Genomic DNA, 15,658 nt, shown 5'->3' with positions numbered 1-15,658 from the left:
CGACTCTCACCGATTTACTCCGGTTTCCCGAACCGAACGTATCGATGTCCGACCAGCGCCGCGAGCGCGAGCGCCACGACGACAGTCACGCTGAGTCCGAACGGCAGCGCCCAGAGACCGCCGTCTCCCTCCCAGTCGTCCGCGAACACGTCCGCATAGTACCTCGCGATCTCCTCGCCGTGCAGCGCGAGCAGGACCTCCCGGTTGTTCTCGAAGGCGTTCTCGTTCCAGTTCGCGCTCCCGACGACGGCGATCTCTCGGTCGATCACGACGCCTTTGGCGTGGATCTTCTCGAACCGATCCGTCTCCTCGAGCAGCCGAACCTCGAGCGACAGCGACTCCTCCGTGGCCGTCGCCTCCAACTCCCGTGCCAATGCCTCGTTCTCGTCTTCGTGATACCAGCTCGAGTCGAGCAGGATCTCGACGTCGACGCCGCTACGGGCCGCCTCGAGCGTTTCCTCGAGGATGGAAACGTCGTCGGCGACGGCGGCCTGTTTGACGAGGATCTCGTCGTCGGCCTCGCCCAGCAACTCGAGCAGTCGCCCCTCCGCGTTGTCCGGTGCGACGAGCAGTTCGGCGCCATCGATCGGGACCGTCTCCGGTTGGTGCTCGCTCGGAAACGTGTGCGAGGGCGTCCCGCGGCTCTCGTCGTCGACGAACGAGGCGTTCGCCCGGAACTCGCTACCGGAGACGGTGTCCCACCCCTCGTGATCGGCCCGGAACACCGCCGCGAGGTCGGCCGCGAGCGAGTCGTCCGCGAGGCGGACGCCCCAGCCGCGACTCGAGTCACCCCCGATCCCCGACGGCTTCCAGTTCTCGGTGGTGACCAGTACCTGGTCGTCGGCGACGGCGTACTTCGGATGGTGGTACCGGTACCGTGAGCCCTCCCCACCGATCGCACGAACGTCGACGTCACCATCCTCGAGCGTCTCGAGGGCGGGTTCGGTGGCTTCCGGCGTTCCGCCGACGGGTCCGGACTCGAGGAGGACCGCGACGTCGACCCCGCGAGCGGCCGCGTCGACGAGTTCGTCGGCGATACTCTGCGAGGTGAGGGTGTAGCCGGCGAGCAGTAGTCGGTCGTCAGCTTCGCGGATCGTCTCGAGCGGGAGGTCCGTCTCGTCGGGGAGGACGAACGCCGTTGCCTCGTCGATGTCGGCACTCGATACCGGCAGGCAGGTGGCGCCTCGCGGGTGCCAGTCGCCGTCAGCGGGGTGTGACGCGGTCGCCCGCTCCGTCTCCGATTCGTCCTCGCTTCGGTACCAGCGCTCGGCCGTCGGCGCTCGGTCGTAGGAGACCGAATCGACCGTCGTCGAGCCGTTTCGCAGTTCGAGGTCGTCGCCGGCCGCGGCGAGTCGAAGGTGGCCCTCGAGTTCGAGTACCGGATCGTCGGTGTCGGTCAACTCGGCGGTGACCTCCGGGTCGAGGCTCACCGCAACGCGTCCCGAGACGGTCTCGTTCGGGAGTTTGGCAGTTGTGTGCCCGTCGGTGAGCGTCAAGTTCTCGAGTCGGGTGTCGGGCGGCGTCTCGAGGACCAGGTACTCACCGACGTTCCCGTAGGTCGTCGGGTTCGGATAGAGTTCGACGATTCGGGGCGTGCTGCCGTCGGTGGCGTCGGGCTCGGCAGCGGTGACGTTCGAGTCAGTCGAGCCGGTCGAACCCACGACGCCAGCGGGGCAGGATGGGGCGAAATCGCCACCGTTCGTCGCCGAGCCGTCGGTCGTCGACGCGTCGGACGTCGAAAACCCGCCACTCAATCCCCCTAGAACGAGAGCGACTCCGACGAGGGCGACGACCATCGCTCGACGACGATCCATCGGGCGATCTGGCCGCCCGTTCGTATATAAACTGTCGGACGAAAAACGGGTGGTGTCGGCCGTGACTGCTCAGGTCGCCGGCTCGAGGCTCGCCCTCTCGGCTTCGGCCTGGACGAGATAGGCCCGATCGTCGCCGTAGTCGGCGACGATCTCGAGTGCCTCGGCGGTGCCGATCTGATTCAGTGCCCACGCGGCGCTGGCGCGGACGCGGTCTTCCTCGTCATCCGCGAGGACGTCGGCGAGGGGGTCGATGGCCCGCGTGTCGCCGATCAGGCCGAGGGCGCGTGCGGCCCAGCTCCGAACGTCGGGATTCTCCTCGACGAGCTGGTTGGCGATCGGCTGTACCGCCTCCTCGGCGCCGAGTTCGCCCAGCGCCCTGAACGAGGGCTTCTGGAGGTTCGGGTTGGAGTCGACGTAGTCGAGCAAGGTTTCGACCACGTCGTCGCTGGCGACGCCGATGGTCCCGAGGATCCGCATCGCTGCGGTGTCTCGGCGATTGGCCTTCTGGAGCATGGGGTCGATGGCCTCCTCGGGCCCCATTCGTTCGAGGGCCTCCATGCAGTGTTCCTCCATGAAGTCCGAGTCGAAGGTCTCCAGGGCTAGCAGGATCATGTCCACGTTGCCCTGTTTCTCGTGCACTTTGATCGCGTGCCACTCCGGCGGGAAGTCCTTGACGTGGTCGAGCACGTCGTAGAACCCCTCCCGTCGCAGTTGTTCGCGGATCTCGAGGTCGGTCCACTCGGTCGCGTCGTCGACGTCTTCCTCGAGGTCGCCGGTCGCCTCGAGCAGACCCGCGATCGTCTCGGCGTCGTCGTCCGCGTCGAGGGCGGCCTGCTCGACGGCCGCTGCGGCTTTGTCGAGCGTCGCGTCGAGCTGTTCGGGGACGGTCTCGCCCTGATTGACCAGCGTGACCGAGGTGCCGAGCAGGTCGTTGAGGTCGTCGAGGAAGTCGTCGACGGCCTCGATCAGTTCGGCGTTGCCCTCCTCCGTCCAGCGGGTGCCCGTGATCGTCCCGCTGGCGCCGTCGATCTCGCCGACGACGTCCTCGCCGTAGGGACCGCGCTGGTCCTCGAGGTCGTCTTCGAGGTCCGAAAGGTCGTCCTCGATCTCGTCGTAGCGCTCCTGGAGTTCCTCTTCGGGCGTGATCTCTTCTTCCTCGTCTTCGTCCTCATCCTCGTCGTCTTCGGTTTCGGGTGGGTCCGGAATCTCGATCTCCTCGAGCTCGCTTCGGAACGACTCGAGATCGGCCTCGACGACGTCGAGGTCGTCCTCCGTCTCTGCGGCCTCGAGGTCTCCCTCGAGCGATTCGACGTCGTCCTCGAAGGCTACGAGGGCTTCGCGGATGGCCTCGAGATCGATCGGTTCCGGCTCCTCGTCGACCGATTCCTCCTCGGCGCCCGCTCCGTTCTCGGCTGCCTCGTCATCGCTCATGGTACCACCTGGAGTTGGACCGGGAGATAACGCCGACGCGCGGCAGTGTACATGCGTTACAGTCGTCCCACGAGGGCCCTAAGCGTTTCCATGCAGTTCGGGCTCCGCGCGGCGTTCCCGGTCGCCCCAGTAGAACCACGGGCTGAGCAGCATGTAGGCGATGCCGAGTGTCAACAGGGCGTAGGGGAACGTTCGGCCGGCGACGTCGGGGACGAGGATGGCGAGCACGTGGACGACGCCCATAATGGCGGCGTCGCGGGCGAGCAGATCGGGGTACTGGATCCGAGAGACCATCAGGTAACAGAACGCGCCCGTGACTGCGAGGACGAGCCACGGCTCGCTCTCGCCGGCGAGGATGGCGGCGCCGAGAACCGTTGCCGCAAGCGTCGTCTGGACGCCTTCGGTGTAGCTACCGGAGATGTCGTAGGCCGTGTACATCCCGAGTCGGGTGACGGCTGCCGCGACGAACAGCGCACAGATCGCCGTGACGAGAAGCAGTTCGCCCGTAACCGCGTCGAAGCCGATCTCGAGGCCGTCGGTGACGACGACGAACGCGAGGACGGCGGGGGCGACGGCGAAGGATGCGACGTCGGCTAACGAGTCCAGATAGGGGCCGGCGTCGGTGCCGCCGTAGCGACGCGCGAGGATGCCGTCCAGTCCGTCCGCGATCGCTGCGAGCAGAATGAGTCGGGCGGCGAGTGCGATGTCGACGAACGCGATGACGATGGCGACGAACCCCAGGGCGGCGTTGGCGATCGTTACCGCGTCGGCGACGCCGAGCCGTCCGACGAACCGGGGAAGCATACTCGCCGAATCGATGGGCAGCCACCTTACGTGTTTTCGTTTCGACACGGATGAGGACGGGCGGTGGTCGTCGACATCGAGGACGGAGACGGGCCGTTCGGTCGGTCCCATTTTCGAAGAATGAACCGGGGCGGTTATATCACAACTATCCCAAGCGTTCGTATGAACAGGCGCGCGTACCTCGCCCTCGTCGGCTCTTCAGTCTCCGTCAGTCTGGCGGGCTGTTCGACGGTTCTGAGCGCCTTCGGCGACGACGAACTCTGTGGCGGCGACGACTGCGATATCGGAATGACCAGAAACGAGTTCGTTCCGGAGGAGTACGAGGCGACCGTCGGAGAGACCGTCGTCTGGAAGAACACCAGCGACGCCCGCCACACCGTGACCGCCCTCGACAACAGCATCCCGGATGACGCCGAGTACTTCGCGAGCGGCGGCTACGAGGACCAACAGACCGCGGTCGACGCCTGGCACGAAGAGGAGGGTGGCAAGATCGAAATCCGAGAGACGTACGAGCACACCTTCGAGGTGCCCGGCGAGTACGGCTACATCTGCGAACCACACGTCCACGGTGGCATGATCGGGACGGTCATTGTCTCGGAGTAACCGCTTCCTTCTCGGGTCGACCTATACGATCGGTACCAGTCGCCGATCACGGGTGACGCTGCGCGTACCGACTGACGGTATCGAACGGACATCAGTGTCGCACGGCCGGTCGGAAGTTCTCGGCGACGCCAACCGCGAGTTCGGGCCGACTCTCTCGAACCGTTGCCGGCCGATTAGAATTATTTCTGACTCGAGTATATTCTCACACCTGTCCAATTCCAAACAATACTGTCCGTATAACGAACCGGTTACGAACGGCCCGCTGGCGGGTATGAACAGCCATACGACAGGTAATCGGTGGGTAGGATGTGACACACACCGGTCAAAATCCTCCATGTTTATACATCGTGCTGTTGGTGGGTTACGTATATGTCCGAAACCGGGGCGGAGTCACGTCCGCTGGCCCGACAGCTTCCCGATCCGACGACCGCGTCGAACGTCCGGTACAACCCAACGCTCGAGGAGCTTCGTGAACTCGCGGCCGACGACGAGACGACGACCGAATTCGGTTCCCCCTCGTACGTCAGCGAGTATCGATCGCGGAGTTCAGATCGGACGAAAAACACCGTCGACCACGAGTTCGACGACGACGATCGCGACTTGATCGGCGACGCGATCGACATCGCCGGCGACCGCGAGATGCTCTGTGTCGATCGCCTCATGGGTCGCCACGCCGAAGCGACGTACTGTTGTCGCCTCTTCGTTCCCGTCGAACACGCCCGCATCGCCCTCGCGTGGGCGAACCTGTTCGAGCCGACCGACGGTCGCGAACCCGATCTCTACACGGTACAGGATCCCGACTACGACCAGACGGCGATCCGCGTACTCCCCGACGAGAACGTGACGGTCGTGCTCGGCAGCGACTACACCGGCGAAGCCAAGAAGTCGTTTCTCCGCCTATTCATGTACCGCATCAAAGAACAGGGCGGACTCGGGCTCCACGCGGGCAGCAAGCGCGTCCGCGTTCGCGACGACGATGGCGAACTGCAGACCGTCGGCCAGGTGTTCATGGGTCTCTCGGCGACCGGCAAGTCGACCCTGACCTCCCACGGCTGCTGGCTCGAGGACGACGAGGACGCCGCCATGCTCCAGGACGACGTCTGTGGCATCCTCCCCGACGGCTCCGTCCCCGGCAGCGAGGGCGAGGGGCTGTTCATCAAGACCATCGGTCTCGACGAGGACGAACAGCCCGAACTCTACGAGGCCGCGACGGACGAGGACGCGATCCTCGAGAACGTCGCCGTCGACGACGACGGCACCGTCCACTTCGACGAGGACCGCTACACCGCGAACTCCCGAGCGATCGTCCAACGCGAGCACCTCGAGAGCGCGGCCGAAGACATCGACCTCGATCGGATGGATCAGGTCTTCTTCATCACTCGGAATCCACTGATGCCGCCGGTCGCAAAGCTCACCGACGAGCAGGCCGCCGTCGCCTTCATGCTCGGGGAGTCGATCGAGACCAGCGCGGGCGATCCCTCCCGCGCGGGCGAGTCGATCCGCGTCGTCGGCACGAACCCGTTCATCATGGGCCCTGAGGGCGAGGAGGGGAACATCTTCCGGGACCTGATCGACGAACTCGAGGCCGAGTGTTACGTGATCAACACGGGCTATCTCGGCGCGAAGTCCGCGGACGTCGGCGTCGAAGAATCCGTGACGATTCTCACTGAGACCGCACGCGGGACGATCGAGTGGACCGACGACGATCGGACCGGGCTGACGATCCCCGACAGCGTTCCCGGCCTCGAGATCGAGGACTACTACGTTCCCGACCACGTCGACGACTACGACGAGGCGGTCGCCGATCTGCGGGCCGACCGACGCGCCTACCTCGAGCAGTTCGACGAACTGCGCGCGGAGATCAAAGACGCCGTCTACTGATCGCCCCCGCGTCGCGCCGTTTTCTGCGTCGCACCGTTTTTTCGCCGTTTCGTGGTCGACTGTTCGCTCGAGAGACCGATCTGTTAGACGTAAAGACAGTCACAATCGCCGGACGGCAGCACTTGCCGGCGGGGAACAAGATTATGTGTGTGTGGTTCTCACAGTGCGGTAATGAGCCTACACGTACGGACGCCAACGGCCCGCGTATGCGAACGGTGCGGTCGAGCAGAACACTGGGATACGGACGTCGACGCCTGGCAACTCGTCCGCGAGGACGGCGAAAAGCAAGTCGGAAACCCCCACTGTCTCCACGAGTGGGATATCAACGGGACGTTCAATCCAGTCGTCGAGAACAGAAGCTAACCAACCGGTTCGGTACCAGTCGTCGAGAACAGAAGCTAACCAACCGGTTCGGTACCAGTCGTCGAGAACAGAAGCTAACCAACCGGTTCGGTACCAGTCGTCGCCTCGATTGGTGACGGTCCTCTCTCGCGCCGCGCTCGAGCGACGTGCGCGGCGCTTTTTGCGCTGTCTGCCGTAGCCTCGAGCCATGCCGACCGTCTACATCACCGCGCCGCCGTCCGACGCCGACGAGATCGCCGAACGGCTGGTCGAAGAGCGACTCGCGGCCTGCGTCAACCAGTTGTCGACGACGTCGACCTACCGCTGGGAGGGCGAGATTCACCGCGACGACGAGGTGGTCCTGCTCGCGAAGACCACCGACGACGCCTCCGACGACCTCGTCGACCGACTCGAGGAGATCCATCCCTACGACGTCCCCTGCATCGAGCGCTTCGATGAGAGTCACGTCCTCGACTCGTTCGCGTCGTGGCGGGCAGAAGCCGTCGAGTAGCGGAGCGACGGTGACGCCACCGGGGCGTAGCGCAACCGTCACGGCTACCAACGAACGCACGGTAGTCAGTGACAGGCCCTGATTGGGCGAATTAGCAACCCTTAAAACTCGCGCACGGGTTTCCATGGGTATGGCTGGAACCATCGAAGTGCTCGTTCCGGGTGGCCAGGCCAACCCTGGCCCACCGCTCGGTCCCGAGCTCGGACCGACCCCCGTCGACGTGCAGGCAGTCGTACAGCAGATCAACGACCAGACGGCAGCGTTCGACGGCACGGAAGTGCCCGTCACCGTCGATTACGACGACGACGGCTCGTTCGAGATCGACGTCGGTGTCCCACCGACGGCGGCGCTCGTCAAGGACGAAGCCGGATTCGACACCGGGAGCGGCGAACCCCAGAAGGACTTCGTCGCCGATCTCTCGGTCGAACAGGTCAAGAAGATCGCCGAGCAGAAACACCCCGACCTGCTCGCCTACGACACGATCAACGCCGCGAAGGAAGTCGTCGGCACCTGCGCCTCGATGGGCGTCACCATCGAGGGCGACGACGCTCGAGAGTTCAAGCAGAAGGTCGACGGCGGCGAGTACGACGACGTTCTTGCTGCAGAAGCCGACGCATAATCGGTTCGAACGTCGACGCCGGACGAGACCCCTTTTTCGAACCCAGCGTTCGAGAGCCGCCGGGCCGTCGAGAGACTGTTACGGAACGCGCGCCAGCACGTCGAGATTGTGCGCGACGTAGACGAGGTCGCCGGCCTCGAGTTCGCGCCACCGACGAGCGAACCATCGCCGACGAGCGTCGGCGCCGAGTTCGGGTGACGGCACCTCCTCAAGAGCGTCGGCCATCGTCTCGAGAACCTGAGCGACGACCGCGGCCTCGTCGTCGGGATACTCGCCCCCTCTCGGTCGGACGATCCAGTCCGAGCCGCCAGCGGCGAGGACGTTCCACCCCTGTTGGGGGAGCACCGCGAGGAGTTCGCTCCCGGCCCGACTGCTCCCGTCGTCCCGAACCTCGTCCATGTGGTGGTGATACTGCGCTTCGATTCGGTCGTCCAACCGATCTCGCGGCGCGTACGTCGTCCCCCCGTCGTACGTGATCGGCGCGTAACACAGCCCGTCACCCGCGAGGAGGTCGGCAATCTCGGATGTCGCGTCCTCGAGGTCGACAATGTCGAGCAGCGCCGCCGCGATGACGGCGTCGGCGTCGTCCTCGAGTTCGAACGCGTCGGCGACCTCGAGGGTGATCTCGAGTCGCGTGCCTCCGCCGTCGCTCGTCTCGTCGGGCCGAGCGACGAGCGTGGTCGACTTTGGAACGCCGCCTTCGACCGTCCCGTCGGCCCCCGACTCGAGGGGGTCGACCGTATAGCCGGCCGCCTGGAGCCGCGCGGGAACCGATTCGCGCGCGCGCTGAATACTCGCTGCGTCCCGATCGACGGCCCGGTAGGAGACCCGCGCTGGCAGGCAATTCCACTCGACCAAGCGGGCGATCATGGTGCCGACGCCGCAGCCGAGTTCGACGATCCGCACCGGTTTCGTTTCCGGCCGCGCGGAGAGCTCCGCCGTGAACCGCTCGAGGACGCGCCGATTCAGCGCGCGGTCGTCGACGGATCGTTTTGCCTCGAGGTACCGCTGCATCGAATTCGTCACGTCGGGTCACCCCCGGTCGTCCCCCGCTCGCAACACTGCCGGAGAAACGTCCGAACCGATTCCAGCGTTTTGGCCCACGTGGGATGGGCTGTGGCGGTCTCGAGCGCTCCGGTGCCAAGCGCCGCGAGTCGGTCACGCTCGGCCGCGAGCGCGCCGAGTCGATCCGCGAGTCGGTCCGGATCGGTCGGATCGACGACGAACCCGTTTCGGCCGTCCGCGACGAACTCGCTCGCGCCGCCGACGCTGCTGGCGATCGGGACGACGCCGTACTCCATCGCCTCGAGGTAGACCATCCCGAACCCCTCGTAGCGAGCCGGCACCGCGAGGACGTGCGAGCGCTCGAGGATCGACTCGAGGACGGTCGTCTCGACGCTCCCGGTGAACGTCACCCGGTCGTCGAGGCCGAACGAGCGCGCTCGCTTGCGGACCGCGCGGGCGTACGCCGGATCGGTCTCGAGGGAGCCGACGACGGTCGCTCGCCAGTCGTGTTTTCTCCCGTCGATCCGTGCCAGCGCCTCGAGCAGCGTCGTGACGTTCTTTCGCGGGACGACGTTCCCGACGAACGCGATTCGAAGCGAGTCGGTTCGTGCGCGCTCGCGGACGGCATCGGCTGACAGTGCAGCCCCCTCGTGACGCCCCGCCGGGGGCGCGACGAGCGTCGGGAGATCGCCCTCGGCGAGGTCGGTCGTCCGATCGCGGGTGTACGAACTGGTACAGACCGCGGCGTCGACGGACTCGAGGTACCGTTTTTCGCGTTCGCGTACGCGAGAGTCGTCCACTGCCGGGTCGGGCGTCCGAAGGAGGTGGACGAGCGAAACGATCGCGCCGGGTTGCTCGAGTCGCGGGTTGTGCTCGGCCAGCGTCGGGTGACAGAGTTCGTCCTGCAGGAGGACGTCGTACGGGCGGTCCAGTCGGTCGCGAATCGATCGGTCGGTATTGGAGGGATTGGAGGGGGCGGAAACCGTCTCGAGTCCCCGGTTGTCGTCCGACCGCGCCGGGAGCGAGATTACGTCGACCTCGTCGCCTTGCGTCTCGAGAAACGAGACGAGTTTCCGATCGTAGCGGTAGCCGCCCGACGTTTGCTCGAGATCCCCTTCGACGACCAGTCCGATCTGCATGGTCAGAGCGAACGCTCGTGGGCCACGCGAGCGACGTCGTCTTCTTGGATCTCGATCCGGAGTTCGGAGATGCCGTCGGTCTCGAGTCGCTCGAGCAACCGATCGCCGAAGACGCGGGCGAATCGTTCCGCACTCGGGTTCGCCCCCTCGAACGCGGGGAGATCGTTGAGCGTGCGGTCGCCGTAGAACGCGGTCAACGCGTCCATCGCGTCGACGAGGTCGTCGATGTCGACGAGGTACTCGTACTCGTTCAGTTCCGGACCGCGGAGTGTCGCCTCGATCGTAAACTGGTGGGAGTGACGGTCGCCTTCGGGACCCGGTTCGGGCACTGTCAGGTAGTGTTGGGCGATAATGGACCGGGAGACGGAGACCGAATACATAGCCCACGATACGTCGTCGAGGGGCTAAATGTCCCGCCGTGCGTTGCAGCCAGTGAACAGCAACTCTTAGTGACTCGTTTCCGATCGGGCCGAAACCGACAGTTCGGGAAGCCCGTTTAGCGATGAGTCCGTCACCGAAAGCTGGTCCAGCAGCGGCGTCAGCGTGACTTGTCCATACTCTCGATCCCACTCGACGACGCCCGCATCGGAGAGCGCGGGAAGGTGGACGTGCGTGAGAAGCATCTGGAGGTCGTGTTGCTGTTCGCTCGTCACGTGTTCGGGGGACACTCCCTGTTCCAGCGCCGCGAGCTCGAGGGCTAATCGATCTACTAACACCGGACGCGGGTTGGTCAGCAGATACTGGAGGGCGTTCCGTCTGATCGCGTTCGACAACACTGTATAGAACGTGTCGAGAAACTCGGGCGTTTCAACCTGTTCGAGACGAAGTTGTTCGACCATATCAGAGACTAGAGTATGACTACCAAAGCATGAACTCATGGCTGCTCATGCCCTTTATGTAGTACTCAGGGGTTCCTGACTGTCAGTTTTGCGTGTTTCGCGAGCCGGGTTGGGTCAACGCATCGTGGAGCACTTTGTCCGCTCCGCGGCGGATTCGCTCGGAGAGCGCCTGCACCGAGACGTCCAGCTCTGCGGCGAGCTCGTCGTACTCGACGTCTCGAGGGACTTTGAAGTAGCCGCGTTCGACGGCGAGCGAGAGCGCTTCGTACTGTGCGTCGGTGAGACCGAAGTCCGTCTCGGTCGCGTTCGCGTCTGCCATCGAGGAGACGCGAGTGAGTTGGTAGCTGATGTCGTGCGTTCGGCAGTACTCGTTGAACTGGGCGAGCCCGGAGTGATCTTCGAATCGGATCCGGAACAGCCACTCGTCGTCGCTGTGGGCCTCGAGAATCGTCGCGTCGGTCTCGGTGATCCCAGCGATCAGCTGCTCGGCCGGATCCTCCCACTCGATCTTGTACAGTGCCCGGTCGTCGTACTCGTCGAGTACGGTGATCGATCTGACGTTCGAGCTCTCGTTCATCGCGGCTTCGAACTCCTTTAGGTCGGTTCCGTACCCCCAAATGTACGGCATCACTCGCTTGTCGGCCGGGACGACGCGCTCGATTTCGACCGACAGACCCGGATACTCGGCGATGATCTGTCCCAGCAGAAACTCGTCGCCCTGAATCGAAATCTCGGCGATGATAGCCATATGACGTGTAGTCGGCCCAACGTAGTAACGACTTGGGTGGCAGGAGCCTCGAGTTCGGCTACACGTACGTCAACAGCACCTGAATCGCCTCGCCGGGACGCTCCTCGAGCAGTTCGTACGCCTCCTCGGCGTTCTCGAGCGGCACGTCGTGCGTGAGTAGTTCGGAGACCTCGAGTCGCTTTAGCCACTCCCAGGTGAGGTCGTGGCGTCGCTCGCGGGACCAGCGACCGGAGAGTCGCGGATCGAGCGTGCTCACCTGGGAGCTTCGGATCTCGATGCGGTCGCGGTGAAAGCGGCCGCCGAGATCCAGCGTGGCGGGCTTCGTGCCGTACCACGAGCCGACGAGCACGCGCCCGTCGAAGCCCGTCGTCGCGATGGCGTCGTCCAGCGCGTCGGGATCGCCCGAGAGCTCGTAAGTGAGGTCCGCTCGATCGCCGGCGATCTCCCGAAATACGTCGGGGAACTCGCCCTCTGCCGGATCGAGCGCACGATCCGCGCCGAAGCGTTCGGCACACCGCCGGCGCTGCTCGGTGGGTTCGAACACAACGAGTGCCTCGAGGGGCGTGCGAGCGAGCAGGGCCGTCGTCAACAGGCCGACGGTTCCCTGTCCGAAGACGGCGACGCGCTCACCCAGCAGCGGAGCGCCGTCGAGTAGGAAGGTGACGGCCGTCTCGAGGTTCGCGAAGAGCGTCGCTTCCCGCGGCGAGACGCCGTCTGGGACCGGAAGGAGCGTCTCGGGGTCGGCGAGAAACCGGCTTTCGTGAGCGTTGTACGCGAAGACGGGTCGGCCGATCCACGCATCGTCGACGTCCGCGCCGACGGCGGTGACTTCGCCGACCGCGGCGTAGCCGTACTGGAGGGGAAAGGAGAGGTCGCCGTCAAACGCCTCGAGTTCCTCGTCGGCCGGCAGCTCAGTCGGGGCCTCACCACGGTAGAGCAGCCCCTCCGTACCGGCACTGATCGCCGACGCGATGGTCCGAACGCGGACTTCGTCGGGACCGGGCTCGGGGAGGGGATGGGACCTGACATCGACGGCTCTCGGGCCCGTGAAGTAGAGAGATCGCGCCCTCGAGTCGGCCTCCGGCTGCACGCGGGGTGTGTCGGGGTCGGTCACGCTGGCGCGACTTCCACGGGCCGCCACTTGGTCGTTTGTACTGACGACGTGGGGTATGGAGTCCGTACGACCGATACGGACCGCCCGGCCCGGCCGACCGACTGCTGTAGGTGGGCGTTTCGACGTCCGTCTCGAGCAGTTACGGCTCGATGCGGTCGGACACGGCGAGCCAGTCCCAACAGAAGTTCGCCAGGAACGGGACTGCCACGGCGACCGCGAACGCGCGCGTAACCGTCTCGGCGAGAACCGGAACCAGCGCGAGCCAGATCGCGACCATTGCGAGCGCCCCGAGGAGCCGACGGAATCGATTCGGCGGGAGCGCGGAAACGGGACGGGCGCGGTGAGTTCGCCACCACCGGCCGGCGACGAACAGGTACCGCGCAGCGCCGACGGCGAGGAAAACAGACGGGAGTGCGCCGTCGACGACGGCGACGATCGTCCCCACGAGTACGATGAGCGCGTCGATCTCGATGTCCAGTCGCGCCCCGAGATCGGTGACGCTGTCGGTCGCCCGCGCGAGCACCCCGTCGATCGCATCCAGCGCCGCCGCGACGGCGAACAGCGCGGCCGGCACCCACGAGATGATTCCCGTTCCGGCCGGCGGTCCCGCAACGGCGAAGCCGGCGAGCACCGCGACGGCCGCGCCGCGAGCCACCGTTACCCACGTCGCGAGCGTGACGGGGTGGCGTCCGCGCTCGCCGACGACGGCGAGGAAGAGCGCCGACTCGAGGACCGCCACCAGCCCGACGGCGGCCAGAAAGCCGGCGGACGGGCCGGCGGTCCATCCGATCCCGAGTACGACGAGCGCGAGGGCGATGGTCGCCACGTTGCCGGCGGTGAGACGACCCCACTGCGGGAGCGTTCGTCGCCGAACGGCCAGCGTCGAGTCGTCGGTCATGGGTTACTCACGGCGGTAGAGCACCACCAGGACGACGATCAGGAGTAGCTGTGCGACTTTGTCGACGACACCGGCGACCGTGAGATCACCGAGTCCGGCCGGCTGATTGGCCGCGTACCAGAGGATCACCTGCCCGGCGGTAAAAGGGATTCCGAGGAGGTAGACGAGTCGCCGCCGGTAGTCGAGCAGGACGAGCGCGATACCGAGTGCGAAGCCGACGGTCGCGACGAGGAAGGCGACGCCCATCCAGTGGGGGAGAAAGTCGACCCCGAGTATCAGGTGGATGACGGCGGTCACGAGCGCCAGCGCGATGGCTACCCAGTGGGGTGTCGAAACTGACTCGAGAGAAGATCGGCTGCTGGGTGCCATACGCTCGATCTGGATCTGCGTCGAAAAACGCTTTGTGCCGAATCGCTCGAGTATCGTGTGCCTAACCGAGGCGGGAGCTTAGATTTTGTTCGCAGGCGGGACGGTTCGCTCGCTGGGGTGGGTCGAGCCGCCGGCGCCTCGCATGACGCGGATGGCGCTACCGGTGCCGAGCGAGCCGGCGAACAGGACTGCGACGACGGTCGCGAGCACGGAAAGGCCGACGAGGCCGCTGAGCAGGCTCGCGACGACGACGCCGATCCACAGCTGGTCGCGACCGAATCGGGCAGCAATGGACTGGCCGATCGCGACGAAGCCGGCGATCGTCAGTATGGGGATAATCGTCAGCCCGACGGCGACAAAGATGATACCGAAGAAGGTTCCGAGGCTCGTTCCGATGATCAGATAGCCCGCGCTCACGACGGCGCTGATAACCAGGAGACTCGGGATGCCGATACAGATCGAGATCACCGGGCTTCGACGGCACTTCGTCACCGTCTGCGGGCCGAAGTTCTGGAGCAATCCGAGGACGACCATCGCGACGATGAGCGTTACACCGAAGTGAACCCCCGCACGCTCCAGTGCGCTCAGCGCCTGATACGTTTCGAGTCCAATATCGGTCGTGGCGAAATGGCCGATTGACTCAAGTACCGCCCCAACGACACCATATAAATCTACTGGCCCCATGTACGAACGATATACTCTCATCTCCAATAACGTTTTCGATCAATGGTAATAGGTGTCACTCGCGAAAATAACTCGAGGGGTGGCCCGGTTCAACGGTCGTGGGAGGCTGTGCGGAAGCCAGTTCGACGGGTTTAAGTTTGCCATGGCATTTCGTTCAAGGGAGACAGGCATTGCCTGTTTCACTGACCCGTAGGAGCACTCCTGCGTACTACGGAGGTGAACGATGGCAGATTCGGATATAGAAACAGCAGTCGCGCGCGCACTCGAGGATGCACCCGATCGGAACTTTACCGAGACGGTCGACCTCGCAATCAATCTGCGCGATCTCGACCTAAACGAACCGTCGAATCGAGTTGACGAGTCTATCGTCCTGCCGTCCGGAACCGGCCAGGAAACCCGTATCGTCGTTATCGCCGAGGGGGAAACCGCCGTCCGTGCCGAAGAGGCAGCGGACGAGGTTCTCTCGGAGAGCGACGTGGCCGATCTGGACGACGACGAAGCCAAAGATATGGCGGACGAGACGGACTTCTTCATCGCCGAAGAGGCGATGATGCAAGATATCGCCCGGCACCTGGGTACCATTCTCGGTCCCCGAGGGAAGATGCCGGACCCGCTCGGCCCCGACGACGACGTCGTCGAGACCGTCAACAGACTCAAGAACACCGTGCAGCTTCGCTCCCGGGACCGACGAACGTTCCACACGCTCGTCGGCGCCGAGGACATGGATGCCGAAGATATCGCCGACAACATCGACGTCATCCTGCGACGCCTGCACGCCGACCTCGAGAAAGGTCCACAGAACATCGATGGCGTCTACGTAAAGACGACGATGGGACCGTCTCAGGAGGTAGTCTAAC

General features: G+C 64.9%; 18 protein-coding genes. 6 read left to right on the top strand and 12 right to left on the bottom strand.

The window, feature by feature from the left end:
* Positions 1–14: 14 nt before the first annotated feature.
* The 3 genes from ACSFDB_RS01380 to ACSFDB_RS01370 form a co-directional block, all read right to left on the bottom strand.
* The gene (locus ACSFDB_RS01380; RefSeq protein ID WP_440769265.1) at positions 15–1,814 is read right to left on the bottom strand and encodes a phospholipase D-like domain-containing protein; all 1,800 of its coding nucleotides are present in this window, start codon (positions 1,812–1,814) and stop codon (positions 15–17) included.
* A gap of 69 nt (positions 1,815–1,883) precedes the next feature.
* Entirely contained in the window at positions 1,884–3,245 is a 1,362-nt protein-coding gene (locus ACSFDB_RS01375; protein ID WP_440769264.1) for a HEAT repeat domain-containing protein, read from the bottom strand.
* 78 nt (positions 3,246–3,323) lie between these two features.
* The gene (locus tag ACSFDB_RS01370; RefSeq protein ID WP_440769263.1) at positions 3,324–4,049 is read right to left on the bottom strand and encodes a protein sorting system archaetidylserine synthase; all 726 of its coding nucleotides are present in this window, start codon (positions 4,047–4,049) and stop codon (positions 3,324–3,326) included.
* 162 nt (positions 4,050–4,211) lie between these two features.
* Here ACSFDB_RS01370 and ACSFDB_RS01365 point away from each other — a divergent pair, with 162 nt between their 5' ends.
* The 5 genes from ACSFDB_RS01365 to ACSFDB_RS01345 all read left to right on the top strand — a co-directional run bounded on the left by ACSFDB_RS01365 (position 4,212) and on the right by ACSFDB_RS01345 (position 8,005).
* The gene (locus ACSFDB_RS01365; RefSeq protein WP_440769262.1) at positions 4,212–4,652 is read left to right on the top strand and encodes a cupredoxin domain-containing protein; all 441 of its coding nucleotides are present in this window, start codon (positions 4,212–4,214) and stop codon (positions 4,650–4,652) included.
* Positions 4,653–5,021: 369 nt separating this feature from the next.
* Positions 5,022–6,533, top strand: a complete 1,512-nt coding sequence (locus tag ACSFDB_RS01360; protein ID WP_440769261.1) for a phosphoenolpyruvate carboxykinase (ATP) — start codon at positions 5,022–5,024, stop codon at positions 6,531–6,533.
* Between the two features lie 171 nt (positions 6,534–6,704).
* Entirely contained in the window at positions 6,705–6,896 is a 192-nt protein-coding gene (locus ACSFDB_RS01355; RefSeq protein WP_440765413.1) for an HEWD family protein, read from the top strand.
* A 187-nt stretch (positions 6,897–7,083) separates the two neighbouring features.
* Positions 7,084–7,386, top strand: a complete 303-nt coding sequence (gene cutA, locus ACSFDB_RS01350) for a divalent-cation tolerance protein CutA (RefSeq protein WP_440769260.1) — start codon at positions 7,084–7,086, stop codon at positions 7,384–7,386.
* A gap of 130 nt (positions 7,387–7,516) precedes the next feature.
* Positions 7,517–8,005: a 50S ribosomal protein L11 gene (locus tag ACSFDB_RS01345; RefSeq protein WP_440769259.1), complete on the top strand. Its 489-nt coding sequence runs from the start codon at positions 7,517–7,519 to the stop codon at positions 8,003–8,005.
* A 78-nt stretch (positions 8,006–8,083) separates the two neighbouring features.
* On the opposite strand, the gene ACSFDB_RS01340 is transcribed toward ACSFDB_RS01345, so the two are convergent.
* From ACSFDB_RS01340 to ACSFDB_RS01300, 9 genes are all read right to left on the bottom strand, one after another.
* On the bottom strand, positions 8,084–9,031 hold the full coding sequence (locus tag ACSFDB_RS01340; RefSeq protein WP_440769258.1) for a class I SAM-dependent methyltransferase: 948 nt from the start codon (positions 9,029–9,031) through the stop codon (positions 8,084–8,086).
* Entirely contained in the window at positions 9,028–10,149 is a 1,122-nt protein-coding gene (locus ACSFDB_RS01335; protein ID WP_440769257.1) for a glycosyltransferase family 4 protein, read from the bottom strand. Before ACSFDB_RS01335 ends, ACSFDB_RS01340 begins: the two co-directional genes overlap by 4 nt.
* A 2-nt stretch (positions 10,150–10,151) precedes the next feature.
* Positions 10,152–10,529, bottom strand: a complete 378-nt coding sequence (locus ACSFDB_RS01330; RefSeq protein ID WP_440769256.1) for a 6-pyruvoyl trahydropterin synthase family protein — start codon at positions 10,527–10,529, stop codon at positions 10,152–10,154.
* 66 nt (positions 10,530–10,595) lie between these two features.
* Positions 10,596–10,988 carry a DUF7344 domain-containing protein gene (locus ACSFDB_RS01325; protein WP_440769255.1) on the bottom strand — a complete coding sequence of 131 codons (393 nt, stop codon included), beginning with the start codon at positions 10,986–10,988 and terminating at the stop codon, positions 10,596–10,598.
* A gap of 82 nt (positions 10,989–11,070) precedes the next feature.
* The gene (locus tag ACSFDB_RS01320) at positions 11,071–11,736 is read right to left on the bottom strand and encodes a helix-turn-helix domain-containing protein (protein ID WP_440769254.1); all 666 of its coding nucleotides are present in this window, start codon (positions 11,734–11,736) and stop codon (positions 11,071–11,073) included.
* A gap of 58 nt (positions 11,737–11,794) precedes the next feature.
* Positions 11,795–12,850 carry a zinc-dependent alcohol dehydrogenase gene (locus ACSFDB_RS01315; protein WP_440769253.1) on the bottom strand — a complete coding sequence of 352 codons (1,056 nt, stop codon included), beginning with the start codon at positions 12,848–12,850 and terminating at the stop codon, positions 11,795–11,797.
* 139 nt (positions 12,851–12,989) lie between these two features.
* The gene (locus ACSFDB_RS01310; RefSeq protein WP_440769252.1) at positions 12,990–13,748 is read right to left on the bottom strand and encodes a CDP-alcohol phosphatidyltransferase family protein; all 759 of its coding nucleotides are present in this window, start codon (positions 13,746–13,748) and stop codon (positions 12,990–12,992) included.
* 3 nt (positions 13,749–13,751) lie between these two features.
* Entirely contained in the window at positions 13,752–14,117 is a 366-nt protein-coding gene (locus ACSFDB_RS01305) for a DUF7475 family protein (protein WP_440769251.1), read from the bottom strand.
* Positions 14,118–14,195: 78 nt separating this feature from the next.
* On the bottom strand, positions 14,196–14,801 hold the full coding sequence (locus ACSFDB_RS01300) for a hypothetical protein (protein ID WP_440769250.1): 606 nt from the start codon (positions 14,799–14,801) through the stop codon (positions 14,196–14,198).
* 223 nt (positions 14,802–15,024) lie between these two features.
* Between ACSFDB_RS01300 and ACSFDB_RS01295 the strand changes: the two genes are divergently transcribed.
* Positions 15,025–15,657: a 50S ribosomal protein L1 gene (locus tag ACSFDB_RS01295; RefSeq protein ID WP_440769249.1), complete on the top strand. Its 633-nt coding sequence runs from the start codon at positions 15,025–15,027 to the stop codon at positions 15,655–15,657.
* Position 15,658 lies beyond the last annotated feature (1 nt).

The sequence above is a fragment of the Natronorubrum amylolyticum genome (genome assembly GCF_052040145.1).
Classification (GTDB): domain Archaea; phylum Halobacteriota; class Halobacteria; order Halobacteriales; family Natrialbaceae; genus Natronorubrum.
The sequence above is the reverse complement of the archived record's forward strand: the minus strand, read 5'-3'. Positions and strand labels throughout refer to the sequence as shown.